10 protein-coding genes and 1 pseudogene are annotated in these 16,176 nt (G+C 68.8%); 1 reads left to right on the forward strand and 10 read right to left on the reverse strand.

Features of this window, described 5'->3' with window-relative positions; genetic code table 11:
• Positions 1–27: 27 nt before the first annotated feature.
• From AB0C38_RS11500 to AB0C38_RS11515, 4 genes are all read right to left on the reverse strand, one after another.
• On the reverse strand, positions 28–750 hold the full coding sequence (locus AB0C38_RS11500; protein WP_360670367.1) for a hypothetical protein: 723 nt from the start codon (positions 748–750) through the stop codon (positions 28–30).
• A gap of 350 nt (positions 751–1,100) precedes the next feature.
• The gene (locus AB0C38_RS11505; protein ID WP_360670979.1) at positions 1,101–2,492 is read right to left on the reverse strand and encodes a tyrosine-type recombinase/integrase; all 1,392 of its coding nucleotides are present in this window, start codon (positions 2,490–2,492) and stop codon (positions 1,101–1,103) included.
• Positions 2,493–2,887: 395 nt separating this feature from the next.
• The gene (locus tag AB0C38_RS11510; RefSeq protein WP_360670370.1) at positions 2,888–4,087 is read right to left on the reverse strand and encodes a putative PEP-binding protein; all 1,200 of its coding nucleotides are present in this window, start codon (positions 4,085–4,087) and stop codon (positions 2,888–2,890) included.
• Between the two features lie 151 nt (positions 4,088–4,238).
• Positions 4,239–6,104: an FAD/NAD(P)-binding protein gene (locus AB0C38_RS11515; RefSeq protein ID WP_360670373.1), complete on the reverse strand. Its 1,866-nt coding sequence runs from the start codon at positions 6,102–6,104 to the stop codon at positions 4,239–4,241.
• A gap of 418 nt (positions 6,105–6,522) precedes the next feature.
• Here AB0C38_RS11515 and AB0C38_RS11520 point away from each other — a divergent pair, with 418 nt between their 5' ends.
• Positions 6,523–6,741: a hypothetical protein gene (locus AB0C38_RS11520; protein ID WP_360670376.1), complete on the forward strand. Its 219-nt coding sequence runs from the start codon at positions 6,523–6,525 to the stop codon at positions 6,739–6,741.
• A 320-nt stretch (positions 6,742–7,061) separates the two neighbouring features.
• Here the strand turns inward: AB0C38_RS11520 and AB0C38_RS11525 are convergent, their stop codons facing one another.
• The 6 genes and pseudogenes from AB0C38_RS11525 to AB0C38_RS11550 all read right to left on the reverse strand — a co-directional run bounded on the left by AB0C38_RS11525 (position 7,062) and on the right by AB0C38_RS11550 (position 16,149).
• Complete coding sequence (locus AB0C38_RS11525) at positions 7,062–8,360, reverse strand: hypothetical protein (protein ID WP_360670379.1); 1,299 nt, start codon at positions 8,358–8,360, stop codon at positions 7,062–7,064.
• A 59-nt stretch (positions 8,361–8,419) separates the two neighbouring features.
• Positions 8,420–8,581, reverse strand: a complete 162-nt coding sequence (locus AB0C38_RS11530) for a hypothetical protein (protein WP_360670382.1) — start codon at positions 8,579–8,581, stop codon at positions 8,420–8,422.
• A 300-nt stretch (positions 8,582–8,881) separates the two neighbouring features.
• Positions 8,882–10,099, reverse strand: a pseudogene (locus AB0C38_RS11535) (IS701 family transposase).
• A gap of 68 nt (positions 10,100–10,167) precedes the next feature.
• Positions 10,168–13,392, reverse strand: a complete 3,225-nt coding sequence (locus AB0C38_RS11540; RefSeq protein WP_360670384.1) for a hypothetical protein — start codon at positions 13,390–13,392, stop codon at positions 10,168–10,170.
• A complete protein-coding gene (locus AB0C38_RS11545; RefSeq protein WP_360670387.1) occupies positions 13,392–14,390 on the reverse strand; it encodes a hypothetical protein in 999 nt (332 codons plus the stop codon). Before AB0C38_RS11545 ends, AB0C38_RS11540 begins: the two co-directional genes overlap by 1 nt.
• A gap of 4 nt (positions 14,391–14,394) precedes the next feature.
• Complete coding sequence (locus tag AB0C38_RS11550; protein ID WP_360670390.1) at positions 14,395–16,149, reverse strand: TIR and AAA domain-containing protein; 1,755 nt, start codon at positions 16,147–16,149, stop codon at positions 14,395–14,397.
• Positions 16,150–16,176: the final 27 nt, after the last annotated feature.

Genomic DNA, 16,176 nt, shown 5'->3' on the forward strand with positions numbered 1-16,176 from the left:
ACCCGACTTCGCACTTCTAGCTCACGATCAACCTCGCGCAGGCTGTTCGTTCCAGTCGGGCGCCTTCTCCCGGCATCTCTCGGAGGGAGCCACGGCTTCATTCATTTCAGGCCGAACGGTCGCGCACAGCTTCCTTGCGGCGCTCGCTCCTACTCCGAGTTCACGACGAAGGGTCTCGGCTGAAATCGGACGCCGATGAAGATTCCAGTGCTCGCGGTTGAGGCTTCTTGCGCGTTCAAGTTTGGCTTCGCCCCCTGCGGCCGTCGTGTAGTCCGACGACTGCTGGTCGGCCTCGACCGTACGATGCAGATCTGCTTCGCGCGTAGACACCAAGACGTCGCAGTCTGCGCGCTGCCCGGCCGCGCCATCGACGGCGTGCAGGCTTCGAAGTAGTTCGGGTCCCACCTCCGCCCAACCGATGAGCAGCAGCGGCCCAACCGCGTCGAAACTCGCCTTGCCCCACTGACCTGCACAGATGGGATCGGCAACGTTCAAGGCCAGCGTTGCGGCACTGGCAGCCAAGAGGAGTCGGCGCGCTGGCCTCAACACCTCCTCCGAGGCTCCGGACACCGCCAGGTGCCTGGTGCCCACCAGCAGACCGAGCACCGTCAGGTCCAACGCGGGAGCCACCAGCGGAGCGACGTAGGCAGGAACACCGATCCGCAACGCCAAGGCCAGAACGTTGCCGAAACCGAAGAGGAAGGTCAGCCCGATGACGATGCCCATCATCATGGTGACGAACCTGCTCACGCCTGCCGAAGAGCCCATCACCGCCTCCCGCGCTTCGCCGAGAGGTCGTACGTGGCCTCGATGACCAGCGTGCCGGTCAGGCGGGGCCGATCAGGAGATGATGGTCTGCGTGGTGCCCCCGACGAGGCACGAACCCGCACCTTCAACGCCGGCGACCGTCCTTTGGCGGCTACTGGCGATCCGTTCATCGACGTTTCAGACGCTAGCTGGATATCATCCTGACGGGTGATGCAGATGAAGCGGGCAGAACGCAACGTCATGGCCGTCGGACGCTTCTCTCACCATTTTTACTGGGGCATAGCTGGGGCAAACCCCCTCCTCGAACCGCGCACAACCGCGCCGAAGTGCGCTCAGCTGCCCCAGACTGCCCCAGCCGACCTGCGGATTCGCCAAAACCGCAGGTCAGGAGACCCTGCCCACCTCACTGGCAGTGAGGGGGTCAGGGGTTCGAGTCCCCTTAGCTCCACATCGCAACGAACCCCTTCGTTCCAGCCGTTGTGGCTGGTCGGAGGGGTTTTCTGCGTTCCGAGTTCGACTTCGGTGATCGGCTTACGGCGTGATCTTGTGCCCCTGCTGGGGCAAAACTGGAGCACCACCCCAGCCCCGGTCCGGCGTCGGCGCGGTGTTCCCGCTGCTCCCCGGCTCGCCCGGCGGGTAACCCCCACCGTGGCGAAGAGGGGGACAACCGACGCCACCCGCCGACCGTCGACCACACTCGGTGACGGTGTCGGCGGCAGTGGCACCGCCGTGCGCCAGCGGCGCTCAAGATCGTCGAGCAGCCGCTGCTCGACCTCCGGGGCGACGTGGGAGTAGGTCTCGATGACCCGGTTGTCCAGGTGGTGACCGAGCCGGCGGGCCTGGGCGATCTCCGGTGCGACGCCGGCGATCAGCCACGTCTTGTGACTGTGCCGCAGCCCGTGAAAGGTCAACCCGGGCCGGACCGCCGCACAGCCCGCCTTCGCCCCGGACGCCTCGCTGCCGTCGACCGCGGGACGGAAGACCCGCCGCAGGAACGTCGAGCGCCACAACCACGTCCCGCTCGGCGTCGTGAACACGAACCCATACCTGTGCCGCACGAGATGCTCACGCAACAACGCGACCAGGAACGGCGGCAACGCGATCGTCCGAGCCGAGGCCCGGGTCTTCGGCGGCCCCAGCCAGCGCATCGACCCCGACTCGTGCAATGTCCCCACCAGCGGATCAATCACGATCACGCCTCGTCGGAGATCGACGTTGTCCCGATGTAGACCGGCCAGCTCGCCCCAACGACACCCGGTCCACGCCGCGGTGATCACCAACAGCCGCGCGGTCGGCCCGCCGAGCAGACCGGCCTGCTCGGCGATCCCCACCACCTGCTCCGGCGTCGCCCACACCCGCTCCCCCACCGCCCGCCGCGACCGCCGACCACGACGCCTCCGCCGACGCACCGGATTGAACGGAATCAGCCGCTCATCGGACACATCGGTCAACAGCATCGACAGAAGGTTCAGCTGCGAGCTCACCGTCGACGGGGCGTACCCGGCCCGCTCCAACTCTCGAGCCCACTCGGTCACACCCAGCGCCGTGATCGCGCCCAACGGCAGGTGGCCGAACTTCGGCAGGATGTGACACCGCAACCGGCTCCGGTAGCCCTCGATCGTCCGCGGATCCAGATCCAGCGACCGGAACCACCGCCCTGTCCACTCCGCCACCGTGACCGCACTGTCCGCCGGATCGATCCACACCCGCCGACGCCGATCCACCTCCAACCCGGCAGCGTAACCCGCAGCATCATGCCGCGAGCCGAATCCGGACACCGAACGAACACCGAAACCTTGCCGTCGATACCTCACGCGCCACGACCTGTCGCCACACTGCTCCACCCACGCCACAACGACCTCCACACCTGGTTGAGACCAACGACGCGTTGGCCCAGCCGTGGAGTTCCCGGTACAGACATCTCCAGCGTCCGCCCTCAACGACGAGGCAGGCGCCGGCCGGCATCCAGATGCACAGACCACGACGACAGGCCTGCACGCACTCTCATGCCGCTGGTCGTGCGCTCACGTCCGCTCATGCCACTGGTCGCGGTGGGATGGTTCCCCTTGGGCGGCAATCGTCGAGCGACGACTGAGGCCTGCGGACGCTTCGTCACGCGTCAGGGACTGCCGCCTTCGGCCCTCCGGGCGAGTTGCTCCAGTTCGGCGGTGCACATCATGAGCGTGCGCGTCGGAAGGTGCCGGAGGTAGTGGTCCACATCGGCACCCAGCACGAATACGTGCAGTGACAGCCCGGTTTCGTGGCACGACTCGATGGCCTGGCGAAGCGCGGCCAGGACGGCCGGGTGCCGGGTTTGGTACGAGGAGGCGACCAGGTGGTTGCCGCGATCCGCCGCGAGGTAGAACTGGATCAGATCCTTGGTGCCGACGAACAGTTCACTGGCTCCCGAAGTGCGGAACTCGGCCGTCGAGTGCACGGCCGCCGGTGTTTCGAGGAAAACGCCGAGTGGCGTGTCGCCGGTCAGGCCGAGGTGCTGCCGCAGCCGCAGGAACTCTTCCTGGTCATTGATGAACGGCACGGCGAAGCCGACTCGATCCGCGTCCCAGCCGAGGCGGACCCGCAGGTAGGCGCGGAGTGCCCGGAACGCGCGCGGATAGCGATGATCCGCCAGCAGCCACCGGGTGCCGTGGAGGCCGAGCTCCGGGTTGGGCTCGTCCTCCACCGCCACCCCGGTCGTGATCCGGGCGGCATCGTCCGAACGGAGGTCGAGCAATCTCATGACCAGGCGTTGACCAGGAAGGAGCTCCTTGACCATCGAGCACAGCTCCGAGGCGATGGCTTCGCCGTAGTGCTCGGCCTCGCGATCCCCGGCCCGGAGCGAGTCGACTGGGCTCAGATCGGCGGCGAAGCAGACGAACTCCTCGCGGACGAAGTAGCAGTTCACCTGTTCGACGCGCGGCACGATGTCATTCGTGGACCGGATGTCGGCGGCGTCGGCGATGACCACGCAGACCGACTCGAGGTCGTCGAGGCCGGCACCTGCGAGTGGCACCTGCTGCCGCGTCGTGTCGACGCCGCCGAGGATGACCGACTCGCGATCGACCCGGACGGTGACTTCGCCCACCAACACGTCCGGCTCGAACGAATCGACGCGCAGGACGGGGATTCCCCGCGAGCGGCAAAGTGACTGCATGTGGCCGGTCCGGCCGCCTCTGGCGCAGATCACGGCGGATGAGGCGACGATGGCGTCGTAGAAGTCGGGGCCGAGTGTCTCGACCACCAGAACGGCGCCCTCGATCGGTTTCCTCGTGCGATTGCAGATGCCGCGAACGCTCGCTCGCGGCGAGCCGACGAGCAAGGACCCCGGTATTTCACGCAAGCCCGTCTTCTCACCGGTTTCCGGGTGATCCGCATCCGGTCGAGGCATGACACCAGGCTAGCCGGTCTCCCGCCGCAGGCGCGTCTTCCCTGTTGCGCCCCCGTTGGTCCACTGTGGACTCTCAGGGGAGTCAGTCGAGCGATTCCAGCGGCTCATCGAGCCCGAGCAAGCCACGAAGTTCGCGCGGTGTGACGGAGAGGTCGTTGAGCTTCCTCATGGCGGCCGTGTTCACGGCGGATCGCAGGGCGCGATCGGTCCAGGGGGCCTCGCTGTCAGAGGTGGCGTCACGAATTCCCGCAAGGCTTGCCTCGAGCCGGGTCGCCAGGACTTCTCGGTCGCAACTACGCCGAGCGGTCATTCGACGCACATCGAGCATGACCGAACGGGTGAACGCCTGCCGCACCTCGAGATCTTCGGTCAAGGTCTCGGCCAGGTCCTCGGCATGCTCGTCGTAACAGGATTCGAGTCGGCGCAGCAGGGTCGCGGCGACGCCGACCGAATGGTTCTTGATCGCGGCGAGGTTGAACGTGAACGCGCCGATCCGGCCGAGCCGGACGATCTCGTCGCCCTCCCGCGGACCGCCGATCACGGAGATCGGACCGGACGCGACCCCGGACGGCCCGAGGAGGGCACCGGATCCGTCGACCTCCACGCCGCGCCCGGTGCGCCGGTGCCGCACAGCGATCTTCTTCCGCAGGAGAGCCGCCCAGAGCGCCGACCCGACCCGTCCGTAGTCCGGCTCCCGCCCGAAGTTCGAGATCACGAGGTCCGCTTCGAGGGTTTGCGTCGACGACGACCCGGCCACCGACAACATCAGCGTGCCCGCCTCAGTGCCGACGATCCGGTCCACTTTTCCGGTGATGAGGGTGATCGGCCCGCCGTCGTCCATCGCCGCGTCGACGATCTCGGTCGTGTACGCGACCGCGCCGACCCGCAGGGCGGCCAGCAGCGTCCCGTACTGGTCGAGGAGCGCCCGCAGGTCGGCGGAGGGGATCCGGGCCAATACCTCGGGCAGGTAGGGCTCCCAGGATTTCGCGACCCGTTCCGACACGACCACCGGTGCCACCTCGGGGTGTTCGCGAGCGACGATCGCACACGCCCGTTCCCATTCGGCCGTGACGCGCTGAAGCAGCCCTCCGCGGCCTTCGTAGCTGTCGCTGTGCAGCCGAGGCGCCGGCAGGTCGAGAACGCGGTGCCGGTGGTCCGGCGGATAGGTCCGAAGCACCCGGCCGGATCGGGAGATCATGGCGATTTTCCCCGTGTGGCCGCGCCTCAGCAGCAGCGCGGCCGAGTCGTACGCGGTGAGCAACGTACCGATGATGGCGACCGTGGCGTCTCGCCCGATGCCGAGAATTCGCGCGATTCCCTCTTCGGAGTAGGGGTGCCGCACGAAGGATGGGTGGTTCATCACGTCGGCCGCGAACGGAAGATCCCGTTCTTCAAGGCCCGTCGCGATGACGACGTGGTCGGCGCGGAGAGTGACGCGGTCGGGCGCGGTATCGGAATCGTTGCGGATCAAAGAGAACCGGTCGACGACGACGTGTGCGTGGCCGCCGTCGACTTCCACGTCGACCACCTCGCCGTCGGCTTCGACCAGAGTCACGCCGTCCGTCGCTTCGCACGCGGCTTGGACGAGGCGGTCCGCAAGGTAGTCGGCATAGATCCGGCGCGGCGCGGGCCCGGACTCGGTGAACGTGAAGCCGCTCCACTCCGGGGGCCAGCCGGTGCGGTCGGCCTCGCTGTTCGCCCAGGCCACGAAGTCATCGACGTCCTCACGGAACATCGACATCCGGCCCGCCTGGATGTTGAAGACGTGATGCCAGTGGTTGCCCGCCCGGTGGTAGGCCACGCCGGCGCTGCGATACTCGGGATGCCGCTCGATCAGCACCAACTGCAAGGGCTCTCGCGCGAACTGGAGGAGGCGGACGGCGGTGGCGGTGCCTCCCAAGCCCGCTCCGACGATGACCACCCTGCGAAAACGGTTCGAGAGCCACATCGTGCCACTCCTGTCCCTGTCGGCTTCGCGAGTCGTCACGAACAGCGCTTCGAGTGGGCGCCCACCCTTCGACAGCGAGCGACGAGATTACCTTGTGTCGCCCAGCACACGCCGCGTCCGAACGTGTCTGCACATTCGGCCGACCGGGTCTGTTCGGCTACAAGCTGTACTTCCCCACGATGTTACAGGCGCCCCAACGCCCTCTGTGTCGCAGAGTGGCCCATGCGCCCCGGAGCGCCTTCCGAACGCACGCTCATGCCGACGACAGCGCGTTCTGGCCAACCGTGAACGGCCAGCAGTCGATGTCATCTGAGTACACACAGGCTGCCGACCTCCTCGGTCAGCTGCGGCGCGGCCTGGGCGGTACGTACTAACGCGAGGCGCCTGCACGTGCCAACAGCTCGGTGGGGCCCGGCTCGTGGCCGACCTGCGCCTGACGGCCTCGCGCTACCCGGCCGACCGTGCGCTGCGGCGCTTGATCGCCGACCTGACCTCCGGCAGCCCGCGCTTCGCCGAACTCTGGGACGCCGAGGCACCGCCGCCCCTGACCGACCCGTCCCCGCGCAAGACCATCGACCACCCGGCGGTCGGGCCCGATCACCCTGGACTGCGACACGCTGCTCGTCGCCCTGGATGACCTGCGCATTACCGTTTACACCGCCGAGCCCGGCACCGAAGACGCCGACCGCCCGGCCCTCGCCATCGTCCTTGGCACTCAGTCGCTACCGCTCGCGCCGGTACTCCAGCGCCACGGTCACCAGGACGGTCTCGGCGTACCCGGCGCCGACGACCAGCCGACGCGGCAGCGTGAGCAGAGCACCAACAACAGCCCGATCCGGTTGCGCGGCTGCACCCGGCGGCTGATCACCTCGCGATCACGTAGACCGCGCTCACCGCGAGGAACGCGAACGGCAGCAGCACGGTGCCCAAGGCAGCCGGTGCGCGGGCCTCGGCGGCTCAGGTGTGACGCAGGCCCCCGACCACGACGCGCGCCAGCACGTCCGGGCGCAGGATCGACGTCGGCGGTTGCAGGAGCCCGATGGTGCGGATGAACGCGGCGGCGGCCACGGGGTCGTGCGCGGCGACGCGTTGCAGCCGGGCCACGTATCGGTTCAGCGTCTTGGTGGACAGCGAGCGGTGGCCGGGGATCTCCGGCAGCGCCAGGTCTCCGAGCGCGTTGAGTTGCCACACCGGGTCGATGATCTTGGCCGCGGCGCGGAAGAACCGCGTGGACAGGTCCGCGTCGCCGATCTCCAGGCACCGCCGCAGGGCCTCGGACTCCAACGCCGCGACGGTCATGCCTTGGCCGTAGATCGGGTTGAAGCTGCACATCGCGTCACCGAATACGAGCAAACCCGGCGGGAACTGCCGCAGGTGCTCGTAGCGGCGGCGCAGGCTCGCCGGGAACCGGTGCGTGCGGATCTCGCTCACCGGTTCGGAGGCGGCCACGGCGTCCTGCACGTCCGGTGGCGCGGACCGCTTGAGGAACGCCAGGAAGCCCGCTTCGTCGGTCGGCGGGTGGTCACCCGCCATGCCCACCTGGGTGACCATCGAGTCGCCGCCCTCCTGCGCGGCGAACGCGAACCCGGTCGGCCGACCGGGCACCGGGCCGACCAGCACCAGCTTGTCCTGGAACGGTGTCTCCGGCCGCACGAGCCTGCTGGCGTACATCATGTTGACGTCGATCCGGTCCTCGGCGGGCGTCGGCAGGCCGACCGACGCGAGCCACGACCGGGCCCGACCGGACCGGCCCATCGCGTCGATGACGAGGTCGGCGGCCAACACCTCCTCCGCGCCGTCGCGGTCGACCCGGACGCCGGTCACTCGGTCGCCCTCGAACACCGGCCCGACCACGTCGCAGTCGGGCACGATCCGCACGCCGGGATAGGTCGCCACCCGCGCCCGGACCGCGCCCTCCAGCATCGGCCGGGTCGCCTGGATGTCCGCCGCGCCGGTGTCCGAGCGCACCATCGGGTGACCCGCCAGCACGAACCGCGCGTCCACATTGAACCCCACCGGCACCGCGCCCGCCGCGACCAGCTCGGCCGAGAAGCCGGGGAACATCTCGTCGAGCGCATCCTTGCCGCGCAGCAGGATGGTGTGGAAATGCCTGGCCTGCGGCACCCCCCGCCGGTGCACGACGTCGGCGGCCAGGGGATCCCGGTCGACCACCGTGATCCGGTCGTAGGAGCCGACCAACGCCCGCGCCGCCAGTAGTCCACCCATGCTCGCGCCCAGCACCACCGCATGCGTCATGGGGCGACTGTGACAGTTTCCGCAGCGGTGCACTTATTCAGCTGTGCTGATCTGCTCGGTCAAACGCCGAGCAGATCAGCCAACCGGCCCGACTGGTGGTCGAACACCAGGAAGCCACGCGCCAGCAGGTCGTCGCCGATCTCCGGCTCGAGGTTGTCCGCAACACGGCGACGTCCGCGCCCAACGGCCCCCGGCACCGACGGCGGCCGTTCGCGTTGCACTCCACCAGCAACCACAGGTAGAAATTCGATCAAGGCCTACCTAAACGTCCGCTTCTGCCGACGAGCGGACGCACACAGGTTGGGTCTGCCCAGACTTCGGTTGACACCGGGGCTGACTGTCTTAGTACTGCAACGGCAGTTAGGTGAGTGGGTAGCCACGTCGCTTGTAGTGGCTGAGACGGGCTTGGTGTTGTCGTCGGCGGCGAAAGGATGACCAGGCCCAGACGTGCTCAGCGGCGTCGGTGACACGCAAGACCAGCCTGGTGAGCAGGCGCCGGATCTCCGGTAGCGTGAACCCGATCATGCCTGGTTCGCCGACACCGATTCCCCTTTTATGGCCAGGGAACGGGAGACGGCGAGCCAGGCGTGGGCCAGCATCGACAGGGTGATGTGGGCATACCACGCCCGCCAGGACCGGACCTGGTCCTGGTCGAGTCCGGCTTCGTTTTTGGCCTGCTGGAAGCATTCCTCGATCCGCCAGCGGGCTCCGGCGATCCAGGCCAGGTCCAGCAGGCTCGAGCGGCGGGGCCCATAGCAGACGTAGTAGGCGATCTCGGTCGGGTCACTGATCGAGCGCCGGGCGAGCAGCCAGTGCCCACGGCCGGAGCGCCAGCCGATCCCGACCGGGATCCGCGCCCAGTCGTACTCGCGCGGGCCGTGCGCCCCGGCCCCGACCGACAACCTCCGCCACGCCCGAGCGGACAAGTCCGCGATCAGCTCGTCCGCCCGCAGCTCAGCGCCATCGGCGGTGGTCAGTAGATCGTTGACCTTGGTGGCCAGCACATGCGCGGCGTCGCGGTCCTCCAGCCACGCCCGCAGGTACTTGACCTGCCCATAGGCCTCATCAGCGGTGACCCACGCGAACGGCACCCCCGCGGCGAACGCCCGCGCCAGCATGTTCATCGCCTGCCGCGGCTTCGTCTCGAACTCGGTCCCGTCCGGGATCCCCGCCCGCCGGCACCGTTCCCGGTCGGCGATTCACCGCTCAGGCAGATACAGCTCCCGGTCGATCAGCGCATGCCCCCGAGGCGAGGCATACGCCAGGAACGTGCCGATCTGGCAGTTCTCGATCCGGCCCGCCGTCCCGGAATACTGCCGCTGCACCCCCGCGGACTTGGTGCCCTTCTTCAGGAAGCCGGTGTCGTCCACGATCAGCACACCATCCGGCTCACCGAGATGCTCCGGTCGATGATCTATTGTCGTTCGCGCAAGCGGAACGGACACAAACAATGAGGTGGTCAGCGCAGACGCGGTCGGCGCAGACGCGGTCGGCGACGCACCTGACGCCACACTCGCAGATTTGCCCGGGACGTCCGGCTCAGGGTCCGACGTGCTTGTAGGGCGGGAGTGACAGCAGGTTGTCCGACTTCGGAGCGTTCGGCTCGGAGGGGCGCTCGTGGTCGCGGCAGTAAACGGTGCCGTCGGGAGTCGTGCGGTTGTCGAGCCGGTTGCGCCCGTGGGTAAGGATGCGGCCGCGCTGAAGTGCCGCGAACTCGAAGGGCTCGAGAGTCGGACCATGACATCCAGCTGCTCGACCCGGTGTCCGTCGCCGGCGACTTTCTCGTCTCGTGGGTTGACCAGGCCACTCACTTGCCAGACGGCCAGTGCCAATCAACGCAGATCTCGCGCACCGCGCGGGCGATCTCCACGATGCCACCGGCGGTGGTCAGCCTGGTGATCGCGGTGCTCTCCGTCGCGAGCTCGCGCAGCAGTTCGGCGCGCCCGCGCCGGGCTGCGGCACGCAGCCGCCTCGAGGTCGCCAGGCACACCAGGTTGCGCTGCCCACCGGGCAGCACTGAGTGGTCGATGCCGCGCCCGGAGACCACCACCCACCAGTCGTGCACGGCGTCGTCCGGCAAGGCGCTCACGAGCCGTGCGACCTCTGCGGCGAGTTCGGGGTCGTTCGCGATCCAGGCGATCATCGCTAGGAGCCGCAGCCGGTCGGGCAGGTTGAGTGTCTCGGCCAGAGTCAGCGCCCTGCCGACCCACGCGCGCCGGTCGTCACCCGCGTATCCGATGAGCAACAGCCGGAACACCGCCTGTTCGCGGGGTTCGGGGAAGCTGTCGACGGTGGACCGGGCGAACTCGGACGACTGCGGTCTGTCCAGCTCGTCCTGGCTGTTGAATAACGCCCACCAGCGGGCGAAGGGCGACGAAAGGCGGACCAGTGCTGCCCGTAGCGCGAGTCCCGGCTCGTTCTGAGCCAACGGCAGTAGTGCGATGATGCCGTTGGCCCGTTCGACCTCGTCGGGCAACGCGCATATCGCCTCCACCGCGGTGGCCATGCCCTGCTCGGACAGGTTCGGCGCGAGTGCTCCCAGCAGCTCGATCCTCGGGCTGCGGATCGATCGGAGCACGTCGAGGTTCTTCTGGGCCAGCTGCCGCCGCATGCCGCGCGCCATCAGGTTGTGCCGCAGCTCGTCGAAGCGGTGCTCGTTGGCGGACCGTCGCTCGAAGTCCTTCAGGGTGAAGTCGACGAACCTCGACGCGTACTGGTCGTCCGCCGGGAGTCCCGGCAACCGCGCGGCGTGTTCGACCAGAGCGTCCTGAGTGGACTGACCCAGATGCGGCAGCAGCGAGATCAGCCGGCTCAGGTGGTCCGCCGGGGCGACGTCCGTGGCGAGCACGTGCTGGAATGTCGCCGTGACCACGATGGCGTGCGTGCCGGGTTCGAGGATGTCCAGCATGGCATCTAGGGCGTCCACCCGCGGCCCGACTGGCGCGTTCAGCAACGCCGAACTGAGGATCTGCTGCATGTTCTCCGCGAAGAACGGGCTCAGCACGATGTCGATGAGCATCTCGCGCTTCACGTTCTCGTCCGTCTCGGCCGCGCGGTCGCGCATGGCGGGATACTTGTCGACCTCGATGACGACCCGGTACCTCGCCAGTTCCTCCTCGGTCAGCGATTCGACCTCGTCCCTGTCGAGCAGACCGCGCGGCCTGCCTGGGAAGTGCTCGGCCAGGAACTCGTCGGCGGGGCGCTGCCTGCGCTCGATCTCCGTCCGCATGAACGGCAGGAGCTCTGCCAGCAGGTCAAGCCTGCTCGGATCGGCGCCGATGAACTCCAGCGCACTGACGACCGCGAAGGAGAGCAACGGTTCCCGGTCGTCCTCGCCGAGCAGCGGCAGCAGCTTGGCCGGCAGCCACGCACGGGGGCCGACGTTAGTGAACGACTGCGCCTGCTCGACGGCACGCCGCAGCCGTGCGGGGTCGAGTTGTGGTGCGGTGGCCGCGATCATCTCCGCGAAGTGCACCTCGCGGTAGATCTTGAACTCGTGGATCGGTTGTGTGATCACGCTCTGTTCCAGTGCGTACGGGATCTCCGTGTCGTCCGGCACGCTCATGTGCTCGTCGTGGATCTCGAAGGAGTAGTCGAACATCGCGGCGGCCAGCGGACCGTCGGCCTGCGGTGCGAGGAGTTGCAGCACCTCCTCCCGCGCGGTCCACGGCAGTTCGAGGCACGCGGTAAATGCGGCCTCGGCGAGCTCACCGGTCAGGCGCGGTGCCAGCGCGTGGAGCACAGCGCCGCGCGGGTACTCGTAGGTCCAGTTCCAGCCCCACGCCTGCGCGTCGCCGATGCCGATGCGGTGCGGCAGTTCCATCGCCGCGGCGAACGCGGCGGCGAGCGTGTCCTCCGGCAATCTGCGCGCTATCGTGGCCAGCACCTGGCTGCGAGCGCTGTACCGACCGGCCGCGTTGAGCACCGGTAGCCGTAGTGCCTCCGCCACGAGCTCGGCGGGTAGCTCACCCGACGTCTCCCAGGCGATGGAGAGCAACCCGTCCGCCCGGTTCAGGTCGTCCATGCCACGCAACGCGGCCAGCATGCGATCCACCGGCAGATCCGCGATCGGCGTGCTGCCGGAATCGTCTGATGTGGACTGGTCGGGCGGCGTGATGGCGGTGACGATGCCGACGTCCTTGCCGAACCGCAACGCGGTGAACGCGTCGAGACTCCAGTCGGTGACCTGGCGCAGGTGCGGGTCCGCCGGCTCGAGACTGCCCGCCACCTCGGTCAGCAGCCAGGTCTGTTCCCTCGCGTCGTTGCCGCCACCCAACGCTCGCAGTGCCCGCACGACCTGCGCCGGCCCGAGCCGTGGCGCCATCAGTTCGACGGCGAGCCGCCGCGTGCCGGGATCGCTCAACGACACGACGTCGTCGAACGCGACCGCTGTTTGCGCCTCGGACAGGTGCGGGAGGAGCAGGTTGAGCGCCGCCAGCCGGGGAATCTGGTCGGCGTCGACGTCCCGGTCGCCCATCAGCAGGTGCAACGCCTCGCGCTGCACTTCCGCCGGCATCGTCAGCACGAACTCCAGCACGGCGTCCCACTCGACGTCGGTGAGCATCTCGGCTTCGACCCCGTGCCAAGCCGCCCGCACCGCGCCGTGGCGCAGGTGGTGATCGAGAGCGGCGATCAGCAGGCCGGCCTTCACCTTGCCGGAGGCGCGCCCCCGCTCGTCCTCGTGTCCCTGCAGCACGAACGACGCGTGGTACATCTGCCCACCGAGGTCACGGGGGTCGGCAGCGTCGCGCACGATCTGCAGCAGGATGTGGTCCGGCCACCCCTGCTGCACCGCTATGACGCCGGCGAACACCGGCATGCCCACCCGCTGGAGCTCAGCCACCAGGAGCGGAGTAGGACCGTCGAACGACTCCGGCAGCACGTCCGGTTCCGGCACGGGTGCTCCGCCGCGCAGCGGGGGCATCGCCGCCGCGAGCCAGCGCTCGTTCAGCTCGTCCAGGCTCGGGCTCAGGAAGCTCCCGTCGTCATCGGCCTGCCCGGCCGTACCCAGCCGTCGGTGGATCCGCTCCATCAGGCTGCGGCGGTGCGCGGCTTCGGAGTCCTCGGTGTCCCCGGCCTCCTGATGCCCGGCCTCGGCGTTCGCGAGGACCGCTGCGGCCGGTCCCGCAACGGCCCAGTGGGGAGGAATCCGAAAAGTCGCTCCAGCAACGCCGCCGCCTGCATGCGCGCTCGATCGGGGTCGATGGCCGCTGCGATCGCGTCTTCCTGCTGAAGGTCCATCAACGGCCGCCACACGCCGGACTCCTCCCGGGTGGGCCGCGCTCCGCGGGGTTCTTCGAGCTCGCGCAGCAGTGCGGCCGCGACGTTCGCGATGAATCGCGGCCGCCGCGCCTCGGCGATCGTCTCGACGACGTGCACAGCGGTCTCGGGCGAGACCTGCGGACCCCGGAGCCGCCCCTGCAACAGTGCCATCGAGGAGAGCACCACGGCCACGGCGGCGATCCGGTCGACCACGGTGATCCGCTCCGCGGGAGTCAGCAGGCCCAGGCCGGTGAGCAGCGCCTCGGCGGGCAGGTCGGCCGCCGGCAGGAACGCCAGTTCGGCGACCTGGGTTGTGAGGGCCTGCCGCAGGTCGTCGCCTGGTCGCACGGCCCGCAGGAGCTCGTAGAGCAGCTCGGCACGATGATCGGGCGACGGGTGCCGGCCGATGGTGGACGCGGCCCGTTCCGGCGTCCAGGCGCTTGTGCGCACCGCGGCGGCGATGAGCGCGGGCGGCAAGTCCTCGGCCGAGGACAGCGTCGCGCGCACGAGCGCGAGCCGCACCAGGTCCGGGATCGGGTCGTCCACGCCGGCCGCGGCCAGCCTGCGGTCCAGCGCCTCCCACGCCGCCTCGACGTCCTCCTGGTAACCGTCCCAGCTGCCCTGCGCGGGATCGAACCGCCTGGCCAGCCGCCGGTCGTCGTGGAAGAGGGAGAGCAGGCGGTCGACCTGGTCGGCCTCCCGGAGATAGCCGGCGAGCCCCTGCGCCAGCTCGGCGAGTTCGGCGAGTACGTCCGGATCTTCCTCCACCGGGTCAGCTCCCGTACTCGTGGTTCCACAGCACGTCAGCGATGGCGCCGTTGACCTCGCGGAGCACGAGTCCCGCGCTGGCGATGACGTCCTTGCGGTGCAGGAAGTCCTGGAAGCTCGCGTGGTAGAGGCTGTACTTCACCGGCGGCGCGCCGCGGTGCAGGAACTGCCGCCACTCGTCGAGCACCTGCACCACGGCGATCGCGTCGGCGCCAGGCTCCACCTCGCGCAGCACCCGTGCCAGCACCTCCGCCGACACCGGCCGGGCGAACTCGCAGAGCAGATAGATGACCCAGATCTTCAGCCGGGTGGCGGGCCCGGTGCCCATGAGGTGCCAGTGCGACTCATAGTACTGCTCGAGCCCCTGAGGCAGGTGCAGGATGTCCAGATCGGCGTAGCGGCCGGCGACGAGATCGGGCAGCACGTGCCGCAGGTACATGAAGTTGCCCGCGCTCTTGCCGGCGAGCACCTCGACGAACGTGGCCTCCGCGATCCGCCGGTCAGCCAGCCACGCCACGAGCCGAGGTGCTTTCGCCTGCTGCCGCAGGTACTCGCGCACGTCGGCCATCGTGTCGGCGTGGTGGTCGCCGAGGTCGAAGACCTCGTTGGTGACGTCAGTGCGCAGCGCCACACTCGCCCTGCGGCTGCTCAGCACGAAGTACACGCCGTCGGGCAGGTGCTGGGGCAGGAACAGGACGTTGACGCCCGGCGGATCGGTCGCGGTGTTCACCTCGTCCAGCGCGTCCACGACCAGCACCAGCGGTTCGGTCTGCGGGAGATTCGCCCTGGCCTCGGCGACGAGCCGAGACAGCACCTCGCCGTACCGCTCAGGATCGGTGCCCAGGGCGACACCGGTGATGCCGTGCCGCGAAGCCAGCTGACCGCCGAGGCTCTGCAGGAAGTGGGCGCTGGTATTGAGGCTCTGGCCGCGGATGTTGAAGTGCGCCACGGCTCCGGTCCGGCGCACGTACTCGGCGAGGAGGGTCGTCTTGCCCGCACCGGGGTCGCCCTTGATCGTCAGGTAGCCGTTGGTATGGTCGGCGATGAAGTCCTCGATCGCTTGGAAGACATTGTCCCTGCCGACGAACTGCTCGGTCTTGTCGGCGATGAGCTCGGCGGGCTGCGGCGGGACGGGCGGCCGCGAATGGTCCCTGGTGGCGAACACCGGTGGTGTGCCCATCGGCGGCTCCGTCTCCTCCGGCTGGTTGAGCAGCAACCGCAGCAGCGGTTCCGCGCCGGCCGTGGACAGCTCCTTCATCTCGTAGACGGTGCACGTCGCCGGTGCGAGGAAGTCCGGTACGCCCTCTCTGGACTGACCGGGTAACACCACCGGGACGAATCGGTCCAGCGCGCGGGGGTCGGCGTAGTGCGCGTCTCGGATCAGCCGGGCCTCGAACTGCACGCCACGGCCCTCGTCCGGTCCGCTCTGCCCCTGGCTGCGCCGGCGGTACGCGGCGGACGCGATCACCAGCACGTGATCGGCGTCCCTGACCTGGTCCGCCATCCACAGTGCCCAGTCCTGCCTGCGCTGGGCGGGCACGCGGTCCAGTCGCGCGTCCACACCGCACTGCCGCAGCAGGATCCACAGGCGGCGCACGAGCTCCGAATGATGGTCCGATTCGTGCGCGTAGGAGATGAAGACGTGGGGAGGCCGTCGGCCGTCACCACCCGAGGAATCCTGCAAGCCGACCTCACCCCTGAGCTCGACGTGATCGTCAGGCTCGTGTGTGTACGAGATGAGGACCGGAACCGGCCTCACCGGTTGTTCCCATCAACGACGCCTTGC

This window comes from Amycolatopsis sp. NPDC048633 (assembly GCF_040650695.1).
Lineage (GTDB): Bacteria > Actinomycetota > Actinomycetes > Mycobacteriales > Pseudonocardiaceae > Amycolatopsis.

Bases quoted from the DNA above. Each gene is read 5' to 3' on its own strand.
- AB0C38_RS11525 (WP_360670379.1), bottom strand. From the start codon at position 8,360: ATGACGCATGCGGTGGTGCTGGGCGCGAGCATGGGTGGACTACTGGCG.
- AB0C38_RS11540 (WP_360670384.1), bottom strand. From the start codon at position 13,392: ATGGAGCGGATCCACCGACGGCTGGGTACGGCCGGGCAGGCCGATGAC.
- AB0C38_RS11515 (WP_360670373.1), bottom strand. From the start codon at position 6,104: ATGTGGCTCTCGAACCGTTTTCGCAGGGTGGTCATCGTCGGAGCGGGC.